Annotated in this window: 28 protein-coding genes; 2 read left to right on the forward strand and 26 right to left on the reverse strand. The window is 36.7% G+C overall.

All coding sequences use genetic code 11. The annotated features are described in order from the left end of the window. Nucleotides 1-74: 74 nt before the first annotated feature. The 25 genes from AC1Z3T_RS10240 to AC1Z3T_RS10360 form a co-directional block, all read right to left on the reverse strand. Entirely contained in the window at nucleotides 75-485 is a 411-nt protein-coding gene (locus AC1Z3T_RS10240) for a hypothetical protein (protein WP_483396623.1), read from the reverse strand. After that, nucleotides 485-3,376 (reverse strand): phage tail-collar fiber domain-containing protein, encoded by a 2,892-nt coding sequence (locus tag AC1Z3T_RS10245; RefSeq protein WP_483396624.1) that lies wholly within the window; start codon nucleotides 3,374-3,376, stop codon nucleotides 485-487. Before AC1Z3T_RS10245 ends, AC1Z3T_RS10240 begins: the two co-directional genes overlap by 1 nt. 7 nt (nucleotides 3,377-3,383) lie before the next feature. Beyond that, nucleotides 3,384-3,914, reverse strand: coding sequence for a phage tail protein I (locus tag AC1Z3T_RS10250; RefSeq protein WP_100884825.1), 531 nt, complete (start codon nucleotides 3,912-3,914; stop codon nucleotides 3,384-3,386). Beyond that, complete coding sequence (locus AC1Z3T_RS10255; protein WP_483396625.1) at nucleotides 3,911-4,825, reverse strand: baseplate assembly protein; 915 nt, start codon at nucleotides 4,823-4,825, stop codon at nucleotides 3,911-3,913. The genes AC1Z3T_RS10250 and AC1Z3T_RS10255 overlap by 4 nt, the downstream gene beginning before the upstream one ends. 7 nt (nucleotides 4,826-4,832) lie before the next feature. Beyond that, nucleotides 4,833-5,162: a GPW/gp25 family protein gene (locus tag AC1Z3T_RS10260; RefSeq protein WP_228153680.1), complete on the reverse strand. Its 330-nt coding sequence runs from the start codon at nucleotides 5,160-5,162 to the stop codon at nucleotides 4,833-4,835. 5 nt (nucleotides 5,163-5,167) lie between these two features. Further along, the gene (locus tag AC1Z3T_RS10265; protein ID WP_100884822.1) at nucleotides 5,168-5,767 is read right to left on the reverse strand and encodes a phage baseplate assembly protein V; all 600 of its coding nucleotides are present in this window, start codon (nucleotides 5,765-5,767) and stop codon (nucleotides 5,168-5,170) included. Beyond that, the gene (locus tag AC1Z3T_RS10270) at nucleotides 5,764-6,327 is read right to left on the reverse strand and encodes a hypothetical protein (protein ID WP_221260468.1); all 564 of its coding nucleotides are present in this window, start codon (nucleotides 6,325-6,327) and stop codon (nucleotides 5,764-5,766) included. The genes AC1Z3T_RS10265 and AC1Z3T_RS10270 overlap by 4 nt, the downstream gene beginning before the upstream one ends. After that, the gene (locus AC1Z3T_RS10275; RefSeq protein ID WP_221260469.1) at nucleotides 6,303-6,830 is read right to left on the reverse strand and encodes a phage tail protein; all 528 of its coding nucleotides are present in this window, start codon (nucleotides 6,828-6,830) and stop codon (nucleotides 6,303-6,305) included. The genes AC1Z3T_RS10270 and AC1Z3T_RS10275 overlap by 25 nt, the downstream gene beginning before the upstream one ends. After that, nucleotides 6,817-7,155, reverse strand: a complete 339-nt coding sequence (locus AC1Z3T_RS10280) for a head-tail joining protein (RefSeq protein ID WP_221260470.1) — start codon at nucleotides 7,153-7,155, stop codon at nucleotides 6,817-6,819. Before AC1Z3T_RS10280 ends, AC1Z3T_RS10275 begins: the two co-directional genes overlap by 14 nt. 3 nt (nucleotides 7,156-7,158) lie before the next feature. Further along, nucleotides 7,159-7,437, reverse strand: coding sequence for a hypothetical protein (locus AC1Z3T_RS10285; RefSeq protein ID WP_151806607.1), 279 nt, complete (start codon nucleotides 7,435-7,437; stop codon nucleotides 7,159-7,161). Nucleotides 7,438-7,496: 59 nt separating this feature from the next. After that, nucleotides 7,497-9,527 carry a phage major capsid protein gene (locus AC1Z3T_RS10290; protein ID WP_483396626.1) on the reverse strand — a complete coding sequence of 677 codons (2,031 nt, stop codon included), beginning with the start codon at nucleotides 9,525-9,527 and terminating at the stop codon, nucleotides 7,497-7,499. Next, nucleotides 9,527-11,101 carry a phage portal protein gene (locus AC1Z3T_RS10295; RefSeq protein WP_221260472.1) on the reverse strand — a complete coding sequence of 525 codons (1,575 nt, stop codon included), beginning with the start codon at nucleotides 11,099-11,101 and terminating at the stop codon, nucleotides 9,527-9,529. The genes AC1Z3T_RS10290 and AC1Z3T_RS10295 overlap by 1 nt, the downstream gene beginning before the upstream one ends. 6 nt (nucleotides 11,102-11,107) lie before the next feature. Beyond that, nucleotides 11,108-11,641, reverse strand: a complete 534-nt coding sequence (locus tag AC1Z3T_RS10300; protein WP_221260473.1) for a hypothetical protein — start codon at nucleotides 11,639-11,641, stop codon at nucleotides 11,108-11,110. A 104-nt stretch (nucleotides 11,642-11,745) separates the two neighbouring features. Then, entirely contained in the window at nucleotides 11,746-13,707 is a 1,962-nt protein-coding gene (locus AC1Z3T_RS10305) for a phage terminase large subunit family protein (RefSeq protein ID WP_213065030.1), read from the reverse strand. Beyond that, nucleotides 13,700-14,203 carry a terminase small subunit gene (locus AC1Z3T_RS10310; RefSeq protein ID WP_042086497.1) on the reverse strand — a complete coding sequence of 168 codons (504 nt, stop codon included), beginning with the start codon at nucleotides 14,201-14,203 and terminating at the stop codon, nucleotides 13,700-13,702. Before AC1Z3T_RS10310 ends, AC1Z3T_RS10305 begins: the two co-directional genes overlap by 8 nt. Before the next feature lie 229 nt (nucleotides 14,204-14,432). Further along, nucleotides 14,433-14,882, reverse strand: a complete 450-nt coding sequence (locus AC1Z3T_RS10315) for a glycoside hydrolase family protein (RefSeq protein WP_483396627.1) — start codon at nucleotides 14,880-14,882, stop codon at nucleotides 14,433-14,435. Beyond that, complete coding sequence (locus AC1Z3T_RS10320; RefSeq protein ID WP_221260475.1) at nucleotides 14,882-15,250, reverse strand: MFS transporter; 369 nt, start codon at nucleotides 15,248-15,250, stop codon at nucleotides 14,882-14,884. Before AC1Z3T_RS10320 ends, AC1Z3T_RS10315 begins: the two co-directional genes overlap by 1 nt. Before the next feature lie 121 nt (nucleotides 15,251-15,371). Next, nucleotides 15,372-16,412 carry a hypothetical protein gene (locus AC1Z3T_RS10325; protein WP_483396628.1) on the reverse strand — a complete coding sequence of 347 codons (1,041 nt, stop codon included), beginning with the start codon at nucleotides 16,410-16,412 and terminating at the stop codon, nucleotides 15,372-15,374. A gap of 64 nt (nucleotides 16,413-16,476) precedes the next feature. Continuing rightward, nucleotides 16,477-16,884 (reverse strand): hypothetical protein, encoded by a 408-nt coding sequence (locus AC1Z3T_RS10330; RefSeq protein WP_483396629.1) that lies wholly within the window; start codon nucleotides 16,882-16,884, stop codon nucleotides 16,477-16,479. A 259-nt stretch (nucleotides 16,885-17,143) separates the two neighbouring features. Then, on the reverse strand, nucleotides 17,144-17,620 hold the full coding sequence (locus tag AC1Z3T_RS10335; protein ID WP_483396630.1) for a hypothetical protein: 477 nt from the start codon (nucleotides 17,618-17,620) through the stop codon (nucleotides 17,144-17,146). Beyond that, nucleotides 17,617-18,540, reverse strand: a complete 924-nt coding sequence (locus AC1Z3T_RS10340) for a helix-turn-helix domain-containing protein (RefSeq protein ID WP_483396631.1) — start codon at nucleotides 18,538-18,540, stop codon at nucleotides 17,617-17,619. The genes AC1Z3T_RS10335 and AC1Z3T_RS10340 overlap by 4 nt, the downstream gene beginning before the upstream one ends. After that, nucleotides 18,537-18,845, reverse strand: a complete 309-nt coding sequence (locus tag AC1Z3T_RS10345) for a hypothetical protein (RefSeq protein WP_100884806.1) — start codon at nucleotides 18,843-18,845, stop codon at nucleotides 18,537-18,539. The genes AC1Z3T_RS10340 and AC1Z3T_RS10345 overlap by 4 nt, the downstream gene beginning before the upstream one ends. Then, nucleotides 18,842-19,102, reverse strand: coding sequence for a hypothetical protein (locus AC1Z3T_RS10350; protein WP_100884805.1), 261 nt, complete (start codon nucleotides 19,100-19,102; stop codon nucleotides 18,842-18,844). Before AC1Z3T_RS10350 ends, AC1Z3T_RS10345 begins: the two co-directional genes overlap by 4 nt. A 45-nt stretch (nucleotides 19,103-19,147) precedes the next feature. Beyond that, nucleotides 19,148-19,645, reverse strand: a complete 498-nt coding sequence (locus AC1Z3T_RS10355; protein WP_483396632.1) for a phage regulatory CII family protein — start codon at nucleotides 19,643-19,645, stop codon at nucleotides 19,148-19,150. Between the two features lie 61 nt (nucleotides 19,646-19,706). Beyond that, complete coding sequence (locus AC1Z3T_RS10360; RefSeq protein ID WP_483396633.1) at nucleotides 19,707-19,901, reverse strand: hypothetical protein; 195 nt, start codon at nucleotides 19,899-19,901, stop codon at nucleotides 19,707-19,709. Between the two features lie 103 nt (nucleotides 19,902-20,004). Here AC1Z3T_RS10360 and AC1Z3T_RS10365 point away from each other — a divergent pair, with 103 nt between their 5' ends. After that, nucleotides 20,005-20,727 carry a S24 family peptidase gene (locus AC1Z3T_RS10365; protein WP_483396634.1) on the forward strand — a complete coding sequence of 241 codons (723 nt, stop codon included), beginning with the start codon at nucleotides 20,005-20,007 and terminating at the stop codon, nucleotides 20,725-20,727. 405 nt (nucleotides 20,728-21,132) lie between these two features. Continuing rightward, nucleotides 21,133-22,077, forward strand: a complete 945-nt coding sequence (locus tag AC1Z3T_RS10370) for a sce7725 family protein (protein ID WP_483396635.1) — start codon at nucleotides 21,133-21,135, stop codon at nucleotides 22,075-22,077. On the opposite strand, the gene AC1Z3T_RS10375 is transcribed toward AC1Z3T_RS10370, so the two are convergent. Next, nucleotides 22,042-22,902, reverse strand: a complete 861-nt coding sequence (locus tag AC1Z3T_RS10375; protein ID WP_483396636.1) for a sce7726 family protein — start codon at nucleotides 22,900-22,902, stop codon at nucleotides 22,042-22,044. The genes AC1Z3T_RS10370 and AC1Z3T_RS10375 overlap by 36 nt on opposite strands. Between the last annotated feature and the right edge of the window lie 11 nt (nucleotides 22,903-22,913).

Genomic DNA, 22,913 nt, shown 5'->3' on the forward strand with positions numbered 1-22,913 from the left:
AATAAATTATGATTCTTTTCCTTATTCACTTTTTCACAGATAAATGACAAGCCAGAAATTGAGAAAGACTCTTTTTATAAGGTCATCGCATGTTGCCAAAGTTGATCAACTTGATCTTCACTAAGTTCAAGCATTTCACACATTGCATTCACTGATTTTGATTCTCGATGAAACTCAACTGATTCTGAGTATTCAATCTGCATACGTTTTCGTAGTTGCAGATCTGGAATGTTGTCGATCGTTGATTCAACTTTCTCAAGTAAATTGTTTTCTAGCAAAGCAAGTTTGAATTGACGACGAGTAAGAGCCGTGAGTGTAAGTAGAAAGGCTTCTCGTTTTTGCTGATCATTCCAATATTTCTCAGGATTTAAATGACGATCAATTTCGCTTTTTGTCATTTTTACAAAATCTTCAGTGATTAATTCATCTTGTGAACCGTCACTCTCGAATGCAAAAACTTCACCATTTTTTTTGAAATATTTCATTATGTTAGCTCCGACCATTTAGTGAATGTTCCATCAACACGGTAAGTTGTATATGGAGGCACTGTAATCTCACCACCCCTCGATGTACCCCAGGCTGTAGTATTTGAAAATGCAAATAGAAACTCACCTCCAACACTTATATTTGCATAAGCGTTATTGCCACCAGCTTCTAAATAAATAGCAACTTTGATAGGTACGGATCTGTTGTTGGTATATGTTGTATTGGCAGCACGTTGAGATGTTACATTGCGCCACGTTTGATTAATGCCAAGCCCTTGAACAACTGAAGCTGAAATATTTATATTCCCAGAATCATCAAAGCTTGCACTTCCTGAAAGTTGACCTGAAAGCGTCACTGAACCTTGTGGATCTAATGAACGCCATTCAGTAAAGTTTTGACCGCCATTCCAAGACTGTCGGACTGCCACAGATCCATTTACATTTTTATTATGTGCGTAATAAGTTTGATGAATCGTCGCTCCAGCTTTACGAACTTCTAAAATTCCATATCCATAGAATCCACTGATATTACTATCTGCAACAAGATAAAAACCATCTTCAAGAGAACTGTTTAAAGTTGAATTATTTGCATTTCCTAGATAGCGCATAGGAGCTGTAATATTAATATCACCTGTTCCATCAAATAGAACATTATTGATATTTCTGGCAATTTGTAACTTAGTTGCGGATGGTGCAATACCTTGCCCGTTGCCTGTTCCACCACAATCAACTGATAAGGGTACATAGCCTGTGGCTGGATCAAATGCCCCCCACTTTTGTTGGTTGATAAATAAATATCTACCTGTACTATTACTGATTGTTGTTTCAGCACGTGCTGTGAAGAAACCACCTGCAGTTAAAATATTCCCTTTAGAGTAAATACCATTTTCAGGAACATAGGAAACATCCGTATAATTTGAGGAAGCAAGTAATCCACCCGATAGAACTTTTTTAGCTATTCCACCATCATTAGACGTGAACCAAAAATCACTTTCACCTCTGAACTTTTGAGCATATATTGCACCAGCAACTTCTACATCACCATTAAACTTATTAGATCCAGTAAAAGTCTGATTATCGCTAAATGCAATTTCTTTCCAAGATGTCCAAGACCCATTATAAAACCGTCTAATGAATGTGCGATTTGTGTTGTATTCAGTAAATGTTTGCTTTGCACCTGCATGACGTTCTACAAAGAGTGAAAAAGCAAATGGTGTTGGTAAATTTAGAATAGTTGCAGCTTCAGCATCTGCATCACACCAATACAGTCCTGGTTCCTGATAATGGTTTAAATCACCGCTGGAGATTTTTGTTGATTTTGACAGTTTACTATCAAACAATGTTTTTCCTTGTGCTGCAGCCAACGCCTCAGTTACAGAAGTACTAGTCAATGTATTGTTTAGTTGTACTGCTCCTTGTACTGTTGTCGAAGCTGAAGGAAACATTCTATTGCCAGCACTTGTAATTCTCCCTTTGTTATCAACTGTAAATACTGGAATTTGTAATGTGTTCGCACCATAAGTACCAGCACTTGTATTTGCCATTGCTAAAACCATATTGATAGAAACATTAGATGTCCCATCAAAATAAGTCGTACCATTTGCATCACCTGCAATTGTAATATTTCGGGCAGTTTGCAATTTTGTAGCTGAAGCAACATTACTATTGGTATGTGCTATATTTTTCCATGAACCATAATTAGCATTTGTAGGTGCTGAACGTACTGCGATTTCACCAGAAGAATATCCAGTAGCCATTTGTAGTCGCCCTGGTGCATTTTTTTTGTAAGTTGTTTTTGTCTCAATATAAATAAAATCATCTGCAATATTGGGTGCATTTAATAAATTTATATTTTTAGAAACTAAAATACGCGATCCAAGTGGAAAATCATCAAAAGACTTAAAAGTTTGCTCAGTGAGATGATCTTGATAATAATCAACATCTTTTGCAAATGAATCAAAAAAAGAGTTTCCAACTTCAACCTTTTTTTCGTTTAATTTTTTGCCTTGATTTGCAGATAAGGGTTTTTTTGCATCACTTGAATTTAGATCATCAATTGCGTCTACAGTCGGTTGAGGATTTAGCTTACTATAAATTTCATACCATTCTGACCACTCTTGATAATAAGATCGAATATATTGTTTTGTACCACCACCATTGTAAGTTGTTAGCCTTTGAACAACGCCTGCGGTAATATCCACTTGTAGAGTGAAAGATAACCATGTTGGACTGTTTTTAATAGTTGCAGCATAAACGTCTAGATCGACAAAGAAGCTTCCTTGAGTTTTATAATTATTTAAATCAGCATTTACAGGAATATTAATTGCTTTATTGAGTTTATTATCCTCTAAATATTTTCCTTGTTTTGCCGAGAGTGGTTTTTTTGAATCATCTGTCGTTAGATTATCTACAATTTCATTTCGACGAATATAATTGGTATTTACCCATTCACGAGTTGCATAGATTAACGAGTCATCAAGATAAAGTGCAATCACTTCAGCATTTTGAACATTAATAATAAGTTTAAGGTTTATTTCTCGTGCACCACCTTCATCGGCTAAAGGCTTATAAGTTGGTGGGTAGTTTGAGTTTACGACCATTGTAGCGCCAGCATATAACCCAAGCTCACGGATGTAAAAACCGCCTACATTGCTTGGGATGATTGCCTCACATACAATTTGATTGGCATTACTACTGCTAATTTCAACGACATTGAGTGCAATTCTTGCCTTTTCATTTATAAGTGCTGAGCGTGTTTCGGAAGGTGTAGGAACTGAACCGTTACCATCACCAAGGGCAATATGTGAATAATTAACTTTATTATTGACTGTGGCATTTGCAATAAGTGCCTTACCGTTGTTTGTTAATATGCCTTTATACACTGTTGCCATTGATCGATTACTCTACATAAATTGTGACTGTCTCCGCACCATGTACACCAACCGCAACACGCGGAATACAAACAGGTTGAACATTGATTGTTAGGTTTGTCAGTGGTCGGCTTGCTGGTTTATTTTCTGAAATTAACCGATCTACTTCCTTATACACTTCTTCACTTAGCTCACGACCATTAAGGTCAAGCTCTAAATAGAAAGTACCTGGTATCCCTTGCGGAACGGTTTGCCACCACTCTGTAATTTTTGATTCATATCCGAAAGGTTCTAAGGCATTTAAAATAGCCTTGCGTGTCCCTTTGATTTTATGTCTATTGAAAGATTGCTTTAAAATTGCGCGCTTTAATGATGGCGTCCAGTCATCACGCCAATAATCAACTGAATATTGAATCGCTAGAAAATTTAGGAATTGATCTGGTACAGAATCAATATTAATCAATACATTCAATCGAGGCTCAATTTTAAATGTATTGCTTAGAGTTTCTGCTAAATTGTATTCAAGTTCGGTTGAGTTGGAAGGCAATAATTTTTTCATTCATAAACCTCAACCTGTATATCAATATTTGTGCAATAACTCGCTTGAGACGAATCTATAATGATGTCTTGTACCGGGGAAATTATTTCCACATGTTCCACACCAGAAATATGTAAGACTGAATAGATTGCAGACTTGCGGACAGAGCGACCGATACGGCGCTGATCTCTGATATAGCTGTTTAAATTTTCTCTGGCTTGCTGCAACAAGGTACTATTTTTAGCAGTTTGAGCCACATAGATTTTTGCTTGAATGTCATAATTTACAATACCAATAGAATGCACTGTTGGACGGTCGCAAACTGGTCTGACACTTTCATCGTTGAGTGCGAGCTGAACAATATCAATTAATTCTTGAGATGCCGCCCCAGTCTCAGAATCATTTTGCAAAATGTAAATATCCAAGAAATACGGCTTATTTGGTGGAGAAACTACGGACACATCCCCCACACGACCATCGGCACTATGTGCAAAAAATTTATATGAAGATGTTGGACCAGCAACGCTTAAACTATTCATTGCCAAGATATAGCGATAACGTAGATCGTCATCAGTTTCCATAATTGCTGGCATTGGCGGCGTAACTGTATTATCTGCTGGACAAATGACTAATCGTTTTATATTTCGATCTGCAACTAAATTCTCTAAATCCGAACCTGTTGAATACATCACCAATAAAGATTTAACATCCTCGTTACGCTCCTGGCAGAATATCAATTCTAAATAAGCGCAATATTCCAATAATTTAGTCACTGGATCTGATTCACGTTTTAAGGTTTTTTCAATTTCTTCACGATCTTCAGGATTGTAAAGCGCGATAAATCCCTCTTTTCGTTTAGAAAGAATTTCTTCAAAATTCAGTTCTTTGATTAACTTTGGCGGTGTTAAATATTCAAAATTAATACCTGTCATTTTTCACCTACCTTATTACAATCCCATCCAGTTTAATTGCCTTACCATCCAGCAGATATTTACCTGTCAGCGTTAAAACCAATTGCCCTTTGGTTGCGCTGGTAATATCAATTTGCTCTAACTGCAAACGGTCTTCCCACTGATTTAATGCTTCAGCCACAGCCGCATAAATATCTACTAATGTTTCTCGATTTGTCGGCGCATCGATCAATTCAAATAATCGAGATCCGTATTCACGGCGCATGACTCTTGAGCCAATTGGCGTAGTCAAAATATCAACAATGCTTTGTCTTAAATGCTCAATACCTGTGAGCTCACGACCATGGATTCGACTCATCCCCATTAGTTGACCTCGCCTGAATTATCACCACCGCTTTTAACTTTATTATGAGTATGTGAGCCACCAATATTTTTGCCATTGTGTGTCACTGAACCACCAGTAAAACTAACATTGCCAGACATTGTGGATTTGCCTTTTACTGCCAATGCACCGCCAACGGATAAATTGCCTGTGCATGTGGTTTCTGGTGCATCTATCTGAACATGACTACATTTAACAATGACTTCTCCACCTGCTTGAGATGCATCGACAGTCAAGGTATGTGATTGCTTGTCATATTCAATATAAGTGCCATCCACATATATTGTTTTAGGATTAGCGTTTTTATTGGGGTTCGGAAATTTCTCTTGTGTAATTGAAAATGCAATGACCCCTTGTGCAATATCACCACTGGGCGAAAGTACACAGACTTGCTCACCTTCGCTGGGTGCATTGCCTGAACGATCATCACCAGCACGGGATTTAGCCCATTCAAGCCCTGTCACCAGTAAACCATCGAAATCCACTGCTGCTGTCATCGTCTCAAAATCAACAGACTCAATGCGCCCATAGCGAATTAAATCACCTAACATTCGATCCATATTGGCATTGGCATAACTCAAAGCTCTACCTCCTGATAATCTTGCTCATGACCTATACCTACATCAGGCGTATAGCTATAAACAGGGATCGGGGTTTCACCAATCTGCTTCCAAATATTTTCCCCAACTAGAATTGGGATTGAGAAATCCACACGCCATACTTCATAACTTTTTAAGCTTGGGTAAAAATGATCTTGTGTCAAAGCATCCAATGAAGCTGGTCCAACGGCAATAGATCCGTTATAGGCATGGAAGCGTTTATTTTTAAAAATATAATAAGCAACTTGAGCCGCTAAAGAACGAATATTGATTTTAGAGTTTTGTCTTTCAAAGCTGTCAATCACTCTGGCTTCAACTCTTGCGATCAATGGAAGTTGCTCAGATCCACTATCCCCATCAAGATTTATTTCAAAATCCATTTCCAGAAATAATGCAGGGAGTTCATTCAGTGTTGGCGGCTTGCGTTCTTCTTCTGATCGATAAAATTCAACCAATTTAAACTTTGGAAATTGTTCACGAAGTTTTTTTTCTATTGTCGCGTGTAGATTGAATAAATCTACCCCATCCATTTCATCTGCCATTTTAATTCATGCTCCAATGTCTTAAAAAACTGTTCATGAAATTCCACTGAATTAAACTCAACACCTTCAAGATATGCATCAGCTTGTGGCTTAATAATTTCAACCTGTTTTTCAATGGGTAAACGTGCTTTACCTATCCGTTTAAAAACTTGATTTTTACGCTTAGAAATAAAAGCCTCATCCACTTTTCGCTTACTGGCTGTTACCCCTTTTTGTGTTTGTCTTGGGTTTAAGTGAATCAAGGCAATATCATTCAATCCATAAAACAACCGTATTGAAAATCCTGAACCTGATTGAACGATGGTACTTTTCTTTAAACGGCGTCTGAGTATTTTTTGAGTCAAAGCCAATTCACTGCTTAAACCTCTGACTGTTCGGGTACTCATCCATTTCGCCATCTTGTTTAAAGTACGTTTTAGAGCAACTTTAGCTTGGTTTTCCGAGGGTTCAAGTTCAGCAACTATTGCCTCAATGCCTTCAGATCGAATATCAAATTGAATCATCTCGCTCTTCTAACTTTAAGATACAAAACCCCGTACCATCCCTTTGCGGATAAGTCATAATATTAAAGGTACGCCCATCATCCAAAATCAAACGATCCATTTTCTTAACATCGAAAACATCAATTTCTTTACAAGTAAAGCGTGGCTCAATTGCATCGACTTCATATTCGCCGAGTTGGGCATTTAGATAAGGTTCATCAAAAATGCCCGTAATATTTCGATTGGGTGAACAATCCAAAAATTCGATAGTGACGGTTATGGCAAAACCGCCCTTATCATCTTTTTGTAGAAATACGTCTAAATTTTCCCAACTTGGCGAAGGCATTGATTATTCCTCTGCAGCGGATTGAATAGCTTCAATCATTTGCTTTTTATTTAAACTTTTATCTAAGTCAACATCATATTCAGACTTAGCAAATTCAATCAGCTGGGGCATCGTTAACTTAGATAAATCAACTTCATTGGAATCTGTTTCTTCAAGTGTGCCACGACCTCGGTAAAGCAATTCTTTTGCCAATTGTTCATTGATCTCAACTTCTTCACCCGCACGGCGAATAACACCCTCAATAACGACTGCTGCGGTTAATTTAATCAATACTTTACTCATTTTAATATCCTGATATTTGATTCTAAAAAGCTACCTTTCGATAGCTTTAGAAATTTGAATTAAGGTGTTTTTTTGCCGTAGCAAATAGACTCACTATTACGCAATACAAAATCTACATCTTGGAAAGCGACAATTCGTAATCCACCGCTCGAACTTAATGAATAAGGGTCTAGTGTGAGATCCAGCCCACCCCAAAGACCAATAATTAAATCTGCAAAGTTACCAAAGAAAATATCTCCATCCTCAATCTGATTGGTGATTTCTGTGCGATAACCGTTGACTGTACCACCTGTTTCCCAAATAACACTTTCAGTACCCGTGCCGAACTTAGGAGCAGTTTTACAATGTCCGCGCATTAATGAGTTCATGACATAAGCCATGCGATCCACGTTGGCATTATCTGCAGCAATTTGACTTTCCATGTCGACAATTTCTTTATAGCTCGGATTTAACGCGGCAAAAGGAACCGCATTAATACCCGACATATTTTTAATGCCTAAAGGTTGTTTGTCCGTTCCTGTGCCGTAATAACCTGCTATATCAATGGTTAAAGCCAAAGCTTGGTTAATATCATCCCATACCAAACTTTCTGCATCTGGTGAACTTTGTTGCATCAAACTACGTGTAATATCAACAAGCGCGCCTACAGTTTTTGGTTTTAACTCTTTTTGACCTGTAGTCGGGTTGCTGCCTGCAACATTATCACCTTCACCAACCCAATAGGCGGTAGCTCCACCGGTTGCTTTTGGAATTTCAACATTCCCCACCAAGCCAGACATATGACGACCAAGTTGCATAATCGTGGTACGACTACGCAATAAATCAATAAACATATCTCCACGATGATTAGTCCCTAACAGACTTCCACCTGCGCCAGTGCCCCCACCCAAATCAAAAGCACGTTGTTGATTTTGAGGGATTGAACGGCTTAATACATCAGCAGGTACTAAAATACCCTGAGCAGTACGCCCATAGGCTCGCTCTGCTGCTGCACTACACTCAAACTCAAATGCAGCAGCTTCACGTTCTGAGGCGCTTGCGTTAGGGCGTAAAGCTCGGATAGCTCTGAATAGTGAAAACTGGCGTGTTTCATCATCAGTTAAACCAATATTTGCATTATTGGATTTTGGTTGTTCAGTAATTGGCTTGCCTTGGCGCTCATGCATTTTGTCTAAAATTGCAGTTTGAAATTCAGCTGGTGATTTTCGTTGACCAATATACTCAGTTGCCAATTCAGGCATATTGTATTTTTGACCCAATTCTAAAATTTCACGTGTTCGCGCATGTTCTTGTTCTGCTCCGCGTGTCGCTGTATCTTCAGCCTTGCGAAGAATCTCAATTGCACCAAAACGCTCACCTTTATCATTGAGCTGTTGGCGACAGTAATTACCGTCTTTGTCTGTAAAATGATCCCAATTCATATAAAACGCTCTTTGCTGATTGACTTGAGTTTTAACTTCAATAGGTTCATTTTGCTGAGTGGGTAAATTGTTTTCATTATTCACTTTTTCATTAGAACGACCTACGCCCACGGATGTATCCGCTGGAATAGAAACAGAAGAAATTTCATAGGGTTGCCATTCTGTAATCAGGTAAACATCTTCATGCTCACGCTGTTCCTTCAGAATTGCTTTTTTGATGATGTAACCCACGCTGATATTGGTACGAATTAGATCTACAATATCCTGTAGAATTTCTTCTCCGCGGGACGACTTACTTAATCGTACTAAAGCGCGCCCTTTACGCTGAGAATGGTCAAGCCATGCACTTTCAACAACACCGACTTGATCACGAGAATTATGATCCAGTAAGAATGGCGCACGAGCATTTAAACGACTGAAATCAATTGCACCCTGAGAGTGATCCAAAATCTCAACACCGAACCAACGCCCAACCTCTGCCTCACTTGAAAATGAAAGCTCTGCAGTACGTTTTTCAAGATCAACCTTAAAATCATCTACGACATAAGAACGAAATAATTTATCTTTATTAAAATCAGGCAATGGCTTTGTTTGAGATGCATCACGTTTAAAGTACGCACCTGCAAGCAACCCGCACACAATTGAAGTCGATAACTTAGACTTTTTCATTACACACCCTCTTTTGGTCGCCCAACTGCGCCAACTTGTTTTTTACCCATACTTGTTAAAACCATTTCTTCAGCCACTTCTTTTGTTATGCCTTGATCTACCAACAAATCAATCATTGCTCTGGTATCCCTTGCGATTTCTGCCCATACCGTTTGTGGGTCTTTGCCTTGCTCTCTAATCAGTGCACCAGGTGAAGTCAACATATTATTTTTAGACTTTTCCGCTGCTGCCACATCGCTAGATGGGTCAATCCATGCCCAACGGCGAGGTTGCCAAGACACAGATTTATAACGTTCAAGATCAAGCGCTTTTAGTGGAATATTGCCTTTTTTAATCACACCTTTAAGCAAAGAATATTCAAGCCAAGCGTTATATACGGGTTCAACTAATGACTCGATCAGCCATTGCTGTAATTCTTTCCAGTGTTCACGCTCATCTAATGTGCCCTGTCGAATACTTGAAAAATTCACACCTTCCAAATCAGAGGCGAGATTGTTGTAAAGCACACCCATGCCCGCTGCCATTGAGCGCAGCATTGCCTTATGGAATGGAAGAAATTCGCCAGTGGGGTAATTAGGTGACCATTCTTTTAATTGAGCACCTTGAGGTAACATCGGAAATTCACCAGCCTGAGACTCAATAACAATTTCATCTTCTTCAGGGTCAAACTCTGGACCACTTGCGTCCTTATCCCACTGAATGAATCCCATTTTGTTAGCTGAAACACGTGCATTGACAATGGCTGAATCTTCAAACTCTGCCAATTGCTTCATGCGAAATAAACTGGTTGCGGTCCAAGGTAATCCGCGCTTTTGCCCTACAATGTCATCTAAAAAACCGTGAATAACATCTTCAGCCATCACTTTAATGTAATTTGCAGATCCATATTTATATTGAGCATTTTGTTCGGTAGAGGCATCAAAATAGTAAGCAATCGGGCGACCGAATTTATTAAACTCAATCCCTTGGCGAATGAAATTACCATTTGATAATTTATCTGAATAATGCACTGGACAACGTTGAGCATCTAAAATTTGCAAAGCAAAACCATACTGCCCAGCTTCTTGACCTCGAATAATTCTTATAAAAAATTCTCCATCTTTGGCGGCAGATATGACACAAGCTCTTTGCAATGAGCGCCAAGACTTCTTCCCTTGAATATCACAAATAGACTTCTTGCCCCATTGCTCCCAAGCCTGCTCAATAGAGTCATTCACTTTATTGTCGAGTTTTCCAGCACTGTTTTTGATTTGTGCCTGAAGTGTGACACCTTGTGGACCTACAATATTTTGATGGGTGAGGCGTAAAAATTGTTTACCATAATCATTATTGGCGCATTGCTCGCGACTCCGCGCGACAATAATTTTTTGATAGCGCTCAATGATTAAATCTGCGGGTAAAGGCGAGGATGACCACTTTGAAGTAAGCCGATCTGTAACCCCAGCTTTAAACATTCGACTAGCAGTTTGAAATACACGTCCAGCTCTTTTTTTTATTGAGTCATTATTGATCTTAACTTCTGGTAATGCAGAAATATCAGGGGTTTCAGGTATGGTTCGCTTCAATCCAAACATGAGCATTTACCCCAACTTCACGCGCACGACTTTACCAAAAATACTTTTGCCACTTGACTTGGCAATTTCTCTTGATACTTCAGCACGATATTGATTTCGTAATTTTATAAGGGTGTCTAAGGGTGTTCTAAATAATTCCCTGTTGTTTAATCGATAGCGTTCTTGGTCTAAGGTTGCTCGCCCCTCAATTACAGCTTCTAATGCTTCAAGTGTTTTCTTGGCATGTGAACGTGTATCAACTTGACCAGTTACCGCAGCTAAATCTGTAATAACTTCAACAGAACCCGCTTCAATTTCTTCAACTTCGCCAAAATCATTGACAGCGCGTAAAGAAAAACCGTAATAGCCTGATTTATAGTTTTTTGTGACATCAGCAGATACGTTTAAAACGTGGAGATTTCCATCTTTCTCAGCACTAATATCAATGCTTGATGGTCCACGCAAATAAGCTTTAACAGCCCATAAGGAGGCTGGGTACGCTGTTAAATTAATGTTGTGCTTGAGTGTTAAGCCTGCTGTGATTTTTTGTGGAAATACCATAAAAAATGATTACCGAAACTGAGCTGTTATGCCCATCTTCGATAATCATTAAAATTTTTTCATTATTCATTTTTTCATCTATCTAACTATTAAACTAAAAAGTCTTACTTTTTATTTCCGAATACTCTTTTCTTTTTAACTATTACCGTGGATGACTTTTTTTTAACAACTGTATTTACTCGAGTTTTTTTCGGTTCAATCATTTCGGTTTTTACATTTTCGATGACTGCTGCATCAGTGAGTACACGTTCAGAAATACGTTTTAAATTAGGATTCATAATCTTTAATGCTGCCAAAGCATAAACACGACAATCCAGCGCCTCATTCCGTGCTCGGTCTGGTTTATGCCACTCTCTAATTGGTTGACCTTTGATGTATTTAATGACCAATTTTTCCGCTGTAAGTTGCTTATACCACTCTGTTTCTCGCTGAATAGGAAAATGGCAATAACCCGGTCCCACTCGATCCGATTCCAAACGACGAGATACCATTAATTTTGCTTCGTCTACACCAACAAGCCACAAATCAATTTTACGTTTATCCTTCCCTGATTGCTTTCGCTGTGGTGTTTGTACTATGGGTAAGCCCCATCCACCACGACCTTTGATTGCAAAAAGCTTTCTATTGCGGCGATTTTTAACGTACTCATAAGCCGCTTGTGTACATCCTGCAGTACCACCGGTATCCAGACAAGTTGCTGATATAGTTAGTTGTGAGCCAGACTCATGCAGATAAGATTCTGCAAGAACATCGTCTAACTGCTCCCATACTTCCTCACCAAGCGGATCACCCCACAACACACGATAATCTACAGACCAGCTTTCCTCGCCAAGTCCCCATGCGACAATTTCAAGTTCTAAACGGTCCATTTGCATATCGACACCACAAGTGAGATACACACCATTTAGCGGAACGATCGCTTTATATTCCTCAGCTCGTGCCTGCAAAGAATCAGGATCTACCTTATCTGCATTTTCCTCATAGGTTTCACCCAAAGATACATTTACAAATACCTGTAAATCATCCAAAGCCAATTTATCTAAATAGGATTGGACAATGTCTCGCATTTTTCGGAATGTTGAAAGCATCTCCGGGGCATGGAAACTGATATGACCTTTAAAGGGTAATTCTGCTTTCCAGCCATAACCGTTTTTCTCTGCATTTCGGATGGCTGCAATACGCTCCCCATCTGTCCAAATCTCATTACAACATTCACACCTATAGCCCGCTGTTTCTACTAAATGTGTTTGTTCTAAATCTTCTCGGGCATCTTGAATATTTTTAGATTTTCGCCCCTGCCAAGTCACATTTTCCCATTTTAAAAATTGTGCTTCTCCACAGTGAGGACAAGGAACATAGTACCTACGGCGGTCACCGTTATAATATGCCGTTTCTACACGACTTGCCCCCTTAACTGTGGGTGTACTGGATTCAGTTCTTAAAGCTTGATCGCCAAATGTTGCTGAACGTTGGGAAAGTAACTCAATTGGATCACCTTCGCTTGTAGCTTCCATGCCATCGATTTCATCTGCATGTGTCACTGGTGCAGATCTTGAACGCAATGTTTTAGGAGAACCAGCCCAAGAAAACATCAGCCAACCACCAATATATGAAATCATTCGGCTGTTATTTACACCTTCGCGGCTTCTTGGTTTTGCCATTTTTTTAGAAATTGATTTATTCGCCTCGATCATTGGTCTAAGTTTAGTTTCTAAAAATGTTTGCACGTCCCCTTGTGTAGGTTGGACAAATATCTGAGACTTTGGCTCATGTTCGATAAAGTAGCCTGTTGCACACTGCTGAATTGTTGTTTTGCCTAACTGAGCACCTGTCATATATGTGACACGGCGTACACCATATTCTTTGATAGCATCCAGCATTCCTCGCTGATAAGGTGCATTATCAAAATTTATGGGACCAGGTATGGCATTACCCACTGGAATTTTAATATTTCTCTCCGCCCACTCACTCGGCTTAATGTCAGGTGGTGGCATCAAGAAAGACATTGAGCGTTTAAGAGAATTTACGACTGACTCAAAATTACTAAAGATTGATAAATCACTCATCGTCATCATCCTCAATATCTGAGTCGGCTACTGTTTCAAGCGCTAAAACTAATTCAGCTCTTAATTTTTCTTTAAATGTGCGCTCATCTGTTTCACCTAATAACTGTAAAACCGCACGTTGAGGGATGTTTAGAATGTTTGATCGAATAATACTAAATGCAATGGATTGAGCACGCTCAAACTCTGAAATTAATGCCACTTCACCTTTTTCTTTTGCCAGTTTTAATTCTGCCAATTCGGTTTCTGCTTTTTGTTTTCGTAGTTCTAATTCTTCTTTATTGTCAGGTATTCCACCTGTTGCATTATCCACTGCTTGATCTTGAAGCCACTGGGAGATCTGAGCGGTGTTAAACTGCCATTCACTCCCTTTTCCATGACCTCGGACTACTACTGGACAACCTCTTTTAACCCAAGCATCAACCGTAGTTAAAGCAACTCCAAAAACATCTGAAAGCCCCTTTCTACTTACGTTTTGACCTTTACTTGAGACTGCCATAAAAGCACTTTTTCCAATCCTTATTTTGCTGAGAAGTAGTAGTATGTTTTATTTTAAAAATTCACGCAGATATGAAATCCTGCGAGGTCTTTGCCCCCGCTTGGGGTCACCCCCTGAAAGTACCTTCGATAATGATAATTATTCTCAACTATAAAAGATTTATTAATGTTAATATTTTCAACAACTTGAAGTATACCAATGCATCTCACATTAATAATTTCTTGGTTCATCAGAAGCCTGCCTTGATTACCCATTGACCTGTTCGCATCTGCTCTGCATGACGTTTAGCGCGTTGTGGTGTCTGCTTTGCCCAAAGAGAGTTAAGCATCCCTGTTGCTGCACTTTCATAGCGACCTGTGCGAATCATCTCAAGCGTATTCTTAAAGCCTAACAAGCCCTCTACACCCATCTGAAATGACATAGACAGCAATACACCACGGCGTGCATCATCTAATGATTTGAACCACGGTAGTTTTTGTTCAAGCAAGATTAAGCGTTTTTGAATATCGTTATTAAGCAAGTAAGCCGACTCTTCAGCTGTGATGCCCCCACCCTTACGGCGATCAATCAGACGACCAACGCCAATCGTTGAATATCCCAAATGATCTTTATACTCTGAAAGAACTTCACCCTCTTCAGCACGTAATAAGCGAGTCATTTGCTCATCAAAATTACTCATTACTTTTTACCTCGACTTAGCCAGCTCTTTATCATTTCACCAAAATAAGTGAAAAAGCTTTGATTCTTATATTCACCATTTTTTATCCAGGACGTAAGCTCTTGAATAACCATACCGCCAAACGCACCTAACAAGAATCCAATACCACCGGCATGCACTGGTTCAAGGTCTAACCAATAGATAACGACTTGTGTCAAATAATGAGCAGTTAAAGCGCCTGAAAGTATGAATACAGTGTAATCATGCCAGGTCTTTAATCTGTCTTTGTGGTATCTAGTCACTACTGAAGCTCCTAAAAAACCAGCGATGAAATACTGAATATTGTCCCAAAACTTCAAAATTGCTTCATAAACTTCATGCCAGTTCATTACACTAAGTTCTCAAAATTATTTATTTGATGATTTTTAAATTTTTGTTGTTTTATTTCATTATTCACTTTTTCATAACTTTTACAAAAAAGTCTCCTTCAGGAGACTTTTTTGTAAAAACTTAAGTAACAACAATATCTTCAAATATCTCATCTAATTTCTTTATATCAAACTTAGAAAATCCCAGTAAGTTCAGAGCCTTAGCTTTTTTAGTAAAGTTTGAATCTCCTGTTACCAACATCTTACTTTTACTTGCTAATAAATAATGCGTACAGTCTAAATAAAAATTAATAGGTTTATTCCGCTTATTAAAATTCTCCCCAAAAGCGCCTCGTGGATTGGTAAAATTGATAATATGATAAGCTATAAACATTTTTTCAAGCTTACTTAATTGATTTATATCTTTCCCTATAAATTTAATATATTTATCTAAGAACTTGTTAGCTTCTTGTATATTTTTTTCACTGATTTTTGAGAACTTAATTAGTCCTATTATCATTTCTTTAAACTCTTCTCTCTGAGTCTCTGGAAAATAATCATGGGCAGCATTCTCATAATATTTAATTTCACGAACACTATTTATAAATTCATTCATAAAATTTACATCATCAGAATTTTCCCAGCAATCACTTAAGAGCTGTTCTAAACTATCTGAATCAAAAATCCCTCTATCATTAATATATTTATTTAAAATCGATGTTTCTTTAAGTTTAGAAGTATCTACCTGTATGCTCGGAAAACTAACCTTAAATTTAAATTCCTGTTTATCTTCTTTGCTTACATTTGAATTAATAAGGTCTTGATAAAATTCGAATACACCGTATCCTGTTTTAACACCCTTTATTTTAGAAAATCTTGTTAATACATTTTCTCGTAATTTTGGAATATTTACCAAAAGAGTTCCATCACAAAACTCGTTTGCTAAGAAATATAAATCCTTTTGAATTTCAATAGGATCTGTAGAGTTCATTAAGTCATCAAGATGAGCATGAGAAAGTGGTGTTCTAAATTTTTTTTGAATATTTTTGAATTCAATCCATTTTTTATTTGCTTCTGGGTCAGAATCTTTTTTATAATATATTTTTGACTTCAAATCCTGAATAGCATTCCAATCAAAATATATATAATCATCTTTTAAAAAATCATCTTCATCTAAATTCATATTATCTCCTTACTAACATCTATATAAAATAGATCGAATTTGTTACAAGTTTAGATTCTTATTCTTAGTAATACAATCTTTGTTTTTCCGAAGCAACCAATAAAACGCCTCTTGTCGATAAGTTAAAAAATGCTGCTAATTGCTCTAAGCTATAGCCTTGCTTCAACATATCAATAATCCCTGCATTCCTTCTTTTTAGAATTATGTGCTTACAAAGTGAAAGAATTAATAACTCCCCACCAAACTCTTTGCATAACTTCAACGCATCGGCATAGCCTAAAATTTCAATCAACTTATGATCAAACCCTAACCGAGATTCTTTCGGTACATACAGAAGCAATTGTCCTTCACCATTTCGCTTCTTTGATTTATATCTTGGGTATTGGCTCACTAAAAACAGTGCTTGTTGCTTTCCTATAATTTCAGCAATAGAACGAATATCACCAGTCAAATCATTAATGTTTTCGGTCATAGTATCTTCCATTTAGGCATACGATATACGACTAAATAAACCACTCCTAAGATCCACATCACGTCTATAGGATCTGGATTGTACGAATAATTCTTGTATGCCATTGCTGAAGCTGCAAGCGCGATAAATAAGAAAAAGTTATCTTGAAAGACTAGTTGCCTATTCCAACCTTTTGGAGCACCAATAGAAAAAACAGAAGTGAGGAATACTGCAGTCACCAAGGCAAGCAAAATAGTGAATATTGGAATTAACAAATGGCTCAAAGCGATACACCTCCAAAATTTGCAAAACGCTTGTGAACCAACATTGCTGCATCTCTTGAATGCTCATTGGTTCGACCAAGCCATTTAGTAATTTTTTGAAATGTGGCTGCTTTAACTTTTGTCGTATTTGCTTTTGGGTGAATCATCAAATAATTGATTTTATTTTCAATGCACCATGTTTCCCATATTTGTGCATCACGTTTGATAGATCCAACGCCTTGAGCTTTTTCTCGTCCTCCGGTAAACCATGTTCTTAAACGAGCATCTTCGATGTATAAACAAACATTAGGATTTCCATATTGCTCAATAATCTCTTGAACGCGTGCCATAGCTTGAGTAATCGTTAAGCAATTGACCTGTACCAGTTCGCCACCATCTCCACGATCAATCGCCATTGCAAAGCCGGTATTTACACCTGTATCGATACCGATCATCACTTTTTCAAATGAAGAAAATTTATCAATGGCACTCATGCAACTTTCCTATTTTGTTTTGATTTAAATCCGACTGCCTGCAGGTGTGATTTCCAGTTCTGTAGCTCATTCGGATCTGAGAGTTTTGCAGCAATCCGGCTTGTTAGTTTTTCAAAGGATTCACCTGGCATACTGAACTCATCGATGACGTCTGGAAGTTGAGCTAATTTGTTGGCAAAAACATAAATCTGCTGAGGTGACGAGAAAAATACAGAATCAGAATCACCGCTTGATTTTCCATTTTGCGCTATGTCGTATTTGTGACGGTTTCTCAAAAGTGTGTCAGCGAAGTGGTAAATCAAAAGATCATCACAAAGATCCTTGTCGGCATTGAAAAGTTCGAAAGCTCTTTTTTCACGTTCGAACCAACTTGCTTCGATAATCGACTTTGGCACTACCGTCGGATCAGCTTGATCTAATTCCCAACGAAGTTTTTTCAAACAAAGCCAGTCTTTTTTATTTTTAGATTCTAATGGGAGATTCCTTGGGAGATTCTGTGTCCCAAAATTGGTACTGGTCTCGGTACCAATTTTGGTACTGGTTCCAGTTCCATTATTGGTACTAGTACCGTTTTTGGAACTAGTACCTAAATTGACACCTGTACCATTTTTGGTACTAGTCCCCTTTTTGGTACTGGTGTCTGAATAATCTTCACGTCCAAATACACCAATTAATTGATAAACCTTAACCCCGTTCCCTTTGATTTCACCTGTAAATTGGATCAATTTTTTGAGTTCAAGTTCATCTAAAACTTTGATAATCGTTTTGCGATTTAGCGTAGTGTCTTTCTCTAAGCGCTTTATGCTTGGAAAGCACTTATGATCATCACCGGCTCGATCAGCAAGAGCTAAAAGTACAAGCCTTTCGCTTGCACCTGAGACTGTAGCTTTCCATGCCCATACGGTTGCATCTAAGCTCATATTTCACCGACCTTAGGCATTTCATATATGAAACTGCCATACATTAAAATTTTATTAGCTTTGAGTAAGCTTGCGACAATCTCACCAGCTTGATACACCGTTAAGCGGTGTTCATTGATGAGCATTTCCATAAATTCATGCTTTGTGACTGCAGCATTTTTCTCATCACGATTAATCTTTCTTAAATTTGCTTTTCGGATTTCAAGAAATGTATCTAAAGACTTTAGTGCAGGTTCATACCAGGATTGAGTCCATTGCCTTTGTTTATGCTCTGGAGCTTTTTTAAATACCTTGTTAGTTGTCATGAAACCTCCGCAAGAGATAACTCTATTGGACTTAAACGGCGCTTCATCATGAGTTCAGTGGTTGTTGCGGTACGAATAGCACTTTCAGCTACTCGACCAATGCGGTGATCCGTTGTCCAATACTTACCATCGAATTCTTTAAGCGTAATAAGTTCATTTATCGATAAAAGATTAAGGTTCTTTAAAACCACTACATCACCAGGTAAAAAATTGGATTGATTGTTTTCGCTTATTTGTTGTGCTACATTTGATTTCATATTCATTCCTGATATGTGTGAATATATGAAGCCTGACCTCGAACATCAGGCTTTTTCAATTTCATTACCTGCTGTGTATTTCTTCATTTGTTTTAATGCTGCTTGATCAACCGCAGTCGCCAGCTCAATTAAATTCTGTGTGAGTTGGTGTATCTCTTCATATTCTTGTGGTGTCACAACACCATCTTCATAAGCGTCATAAACAACCTTGTTGGCTTTGCCTGACTTTATGTTGTGTTGCATCATTGCTTCAAAAATTGAAAGCTCATGGTGCTTACTCCGATCACAACTCACAGGAACTAAGGCAAAACCAAGTTCATGCGCCCAAATTTTTAACAATGCTGGGTTTTGCGTGTAATAAAGAATTGCTTCAAGTTTCTTAATACTTGGTAAGTGGTTCGGCATATTGATATTTGCGTAATTGCAAACTGTGTTATGCGAATCCCCTATTACCTGCGCGATGTCTTTAGGAGTAAAACCTGGAGTTTTGCTTATCATTTGCCAAATTGCGTTTTGGGCTTCTCGGCTTAAATTTAATTCCATATGTGAAACCTTGTTTTTATTCACGTTTATTTTTGAGTATTAAATAAGGAAACTATTGTAATTAAGAGCTAAGGGTATCCAAAGCTTTACGGTCAGCAAGCAACTTTCCATTAGTTTGAATTTCAAATACAGCTTGTGTTTTTAACGGAATTTTTTTTCGCCAATAACTTATTACTGATCTATCTTTTTTGAGAATTCGAGCAAGATCAGAATCATTTTTTGCTTGAAAATAATTTTTGAGGTCATCAATAGTCATGTTTAGTTTCCAAAACAAATTAGTTCACTTAATTGAACAATAAGTTTAGGAACATGTCAATTTTTTTGTTTAGTATTTTAAACAAATATAAGGTCTACAAATTATGCAATCTACATCTGATCGTATTTCTCTACGTATGAAAGAACTAGGCTTACAACATAAAGACTTAGTAGCAGCTACTGGAGCAAGTAAAGGAACTGTTACGAATTGGATTAGCGGGGTAAACAATCCCACTGGTAAAAGACTAATTCAATTAGCTCAAGCTTTAAATACAACTTCTGAATGGTTATTAGATGGTACATTTACTGATAAAAATGAATCTGGTGACATACGCTTCGCTCCTGTCGAATTCAGAAGTGCTGACACTAAAGAACGACTTACAAATGTAAGCATCCCAATATATAAAGATGTAAAAGCATCCTGCGGGGCTGGAATTCTAAACTTTTTAGAAGATGCTAATGAATACTTAGATATAGATCCACAAATACTTAAACTTATGGGTATTCAAACAAATCCCTCAAACTTAAGGATAATATACTCTGCTGAATACAGTATGTATCCTACTATTGCACCTGATAGCCCCTTATTTGTGGATGTATCGGATAAAGATCCTAATAATCTAAAAAATGGGAATGTATACGTATTTACTCATAACCATGAATTACGTATGAAAAGAATTTTTGTGAGTTATGCTGGATCAAAGACTGTAAAACTTACCAGTGATAATCCGGATAAAAATAGATATCCAGATGAATTTATTACAAATGAACAGCTAAATGAAATTAATTTTGTTGGACGTTTAGAGTTAGCACTAGTAAAACCTTAATTAATGCAAACAAGATTAAAAATATATTATATTTTTAATCTACTTTTACAATTATGAGGAAATTTATGACTAACTTTAATATTAGAATCATCCTTTGAATTAAATAGTTCAGCTATATATTAATGGGAAATATTATATGATGTTAAAGATTGAAAATCACAGATATTCTTTACATAGAAATTAAAAATTATTAAATCAAAGTTATATATTAACATTTGAATTGATTACATTTAAATGTATACCTTATCAATTAGTTAATAACAATACTTTTAATAATTTTCAAACTTAAAACATTTTTTAAAAAATTTATAAAAAAATAGAGAGCTTCATTGATTTAATTTTTTTATAAAAAAATCTGTGAACCCGACGCAGAACTTCACAATTGATCGGGTAGAGAGGAATAAAATGTATTATCCAATTTTACGTGGCAAACAAAATGAATTTTTAGCACTGAGAGATATTTTAAATAAATTATCTCAAAGCAAGAAAATAACCCCAGTTATTGAACCTGTAAAAGCTGATATTAAAGCGCTTTTGAGTTGTTTAAGCGAGTTAGATGCCAAAGAAGTGCCTAGTATTATTATAGTTAACCCTACTGAAGGTGAACTTGTTGGGGATGATAATGCAACCGAGAGCTTAATTCACAATATTTCAAAATCATTTAAATATGTTAAATTTGGTCTAATTATAAGAAGCACTTCAACATTATCAAAAATAAAATATTATTTGAGTATGATTGATGGTAAAGACTTTGTACTTTTCCATCACTCACCTTATCAAAATACTGATGATATAAAAACTATTGAGCAATTAAATAATTTTAACGGAAACCTTGTTAATCTTTCATCCGTTCCTAAAGATTATCATCAAGAGTTATCAAAAAATCATAATCTTATTGCGATTGATGACCCCTTCAATAAGCAACAAAGAAATGAAGATTATAGAATGAATCAAAATGAGTTTTTTTCTGACCTTCATCATACATATAGTGGTTTAGGATATAATGGTTTTGGAGATTATTTAATTATTGGGGAAGAGTTCCGAGAGGGAGGACGCCTACCCCTTACTGTAGCACTACATATTACTTATCCCAAAAATATAAAAGAAATTTGGGTAAGACATTTTCTCTCTCAACACTATCCACTAGATCCAAAAACATCAGCAATGGTATTAGAATCAATAAATGAACTAAAAGATTTTATTGAAGATAATCCAGATATTTTAGAATTTTCAACAAGTTGTAAAGAGCTCATAAGTAAAGGTGCAACCAGTCTTGGCAACTTGAAACGGCATTCAATTTCTCATCATATAGAATTAATTATATATCTGTTCGAGAAACAAAGAAATTGATTTCATTTTAGGTTTTGAATAATTAGCTGAAATCAAAACTGAACGTAAAGATTCAGGTGAATTTAAAATCAAATCTTTACGTTCTTGATCATATTGCCTTTTATGCATACTGTTTAGTAATTCTTTATGCATTGTTTCTCTATCAAGTTCTAATAAATATCTCTTCTCATCATAAAAATCATCTACTGATTTATATTCAAACTCCTTATTGAAATATTTTTTCAATAAGTACTTTTTATCTCCGGCATGTAACAAAGATGACATAATTTCTGTAGATAGAAGATCCTTATTACTTTTTGGTTTTCTATACTCATTAAAAGTATAATTGTCAGTCAAAATTATGATCCCAATATTTTCAGGCGCAATTTTAAGGAGATTTGATAATTTTTCTTCAGGTATAACAATATTGACATATTCAAAAGCCTTCTCATATATTTCAACTTGATTATTTAATCTTGCAAAAGAATCGTATGCTGTCTTGATCTCATATACTGTAGTAGTCCCATTTGCAACTACAACATCTGCTATTACACCCCATACAAACAATTCAGTAAAAAATGATATATTTTTAAATTTATGTCTACCTAGAACTATTTTATTTGCAATTGCATTTTTATAAATATATTCACTTCTATAAGATCGAACCATATTCAGATGTAAAGAATCAAATAACTCTCCATATGTTTTATTTTTTACTTCAAAATTAGAAACTGAATTTAAAATAGCATCAAATTTTTCAGACTTACCTTTCTTTAGAAATTCGCTAAGAATTCCTTTAGAAAAAGCATTAGACATAATTTTTGCATTTATGGACTCTAAAGACATCAAATACACCC

The organism is Acinetobacter sp. B-6 (genome assembly GCF_056930735.1).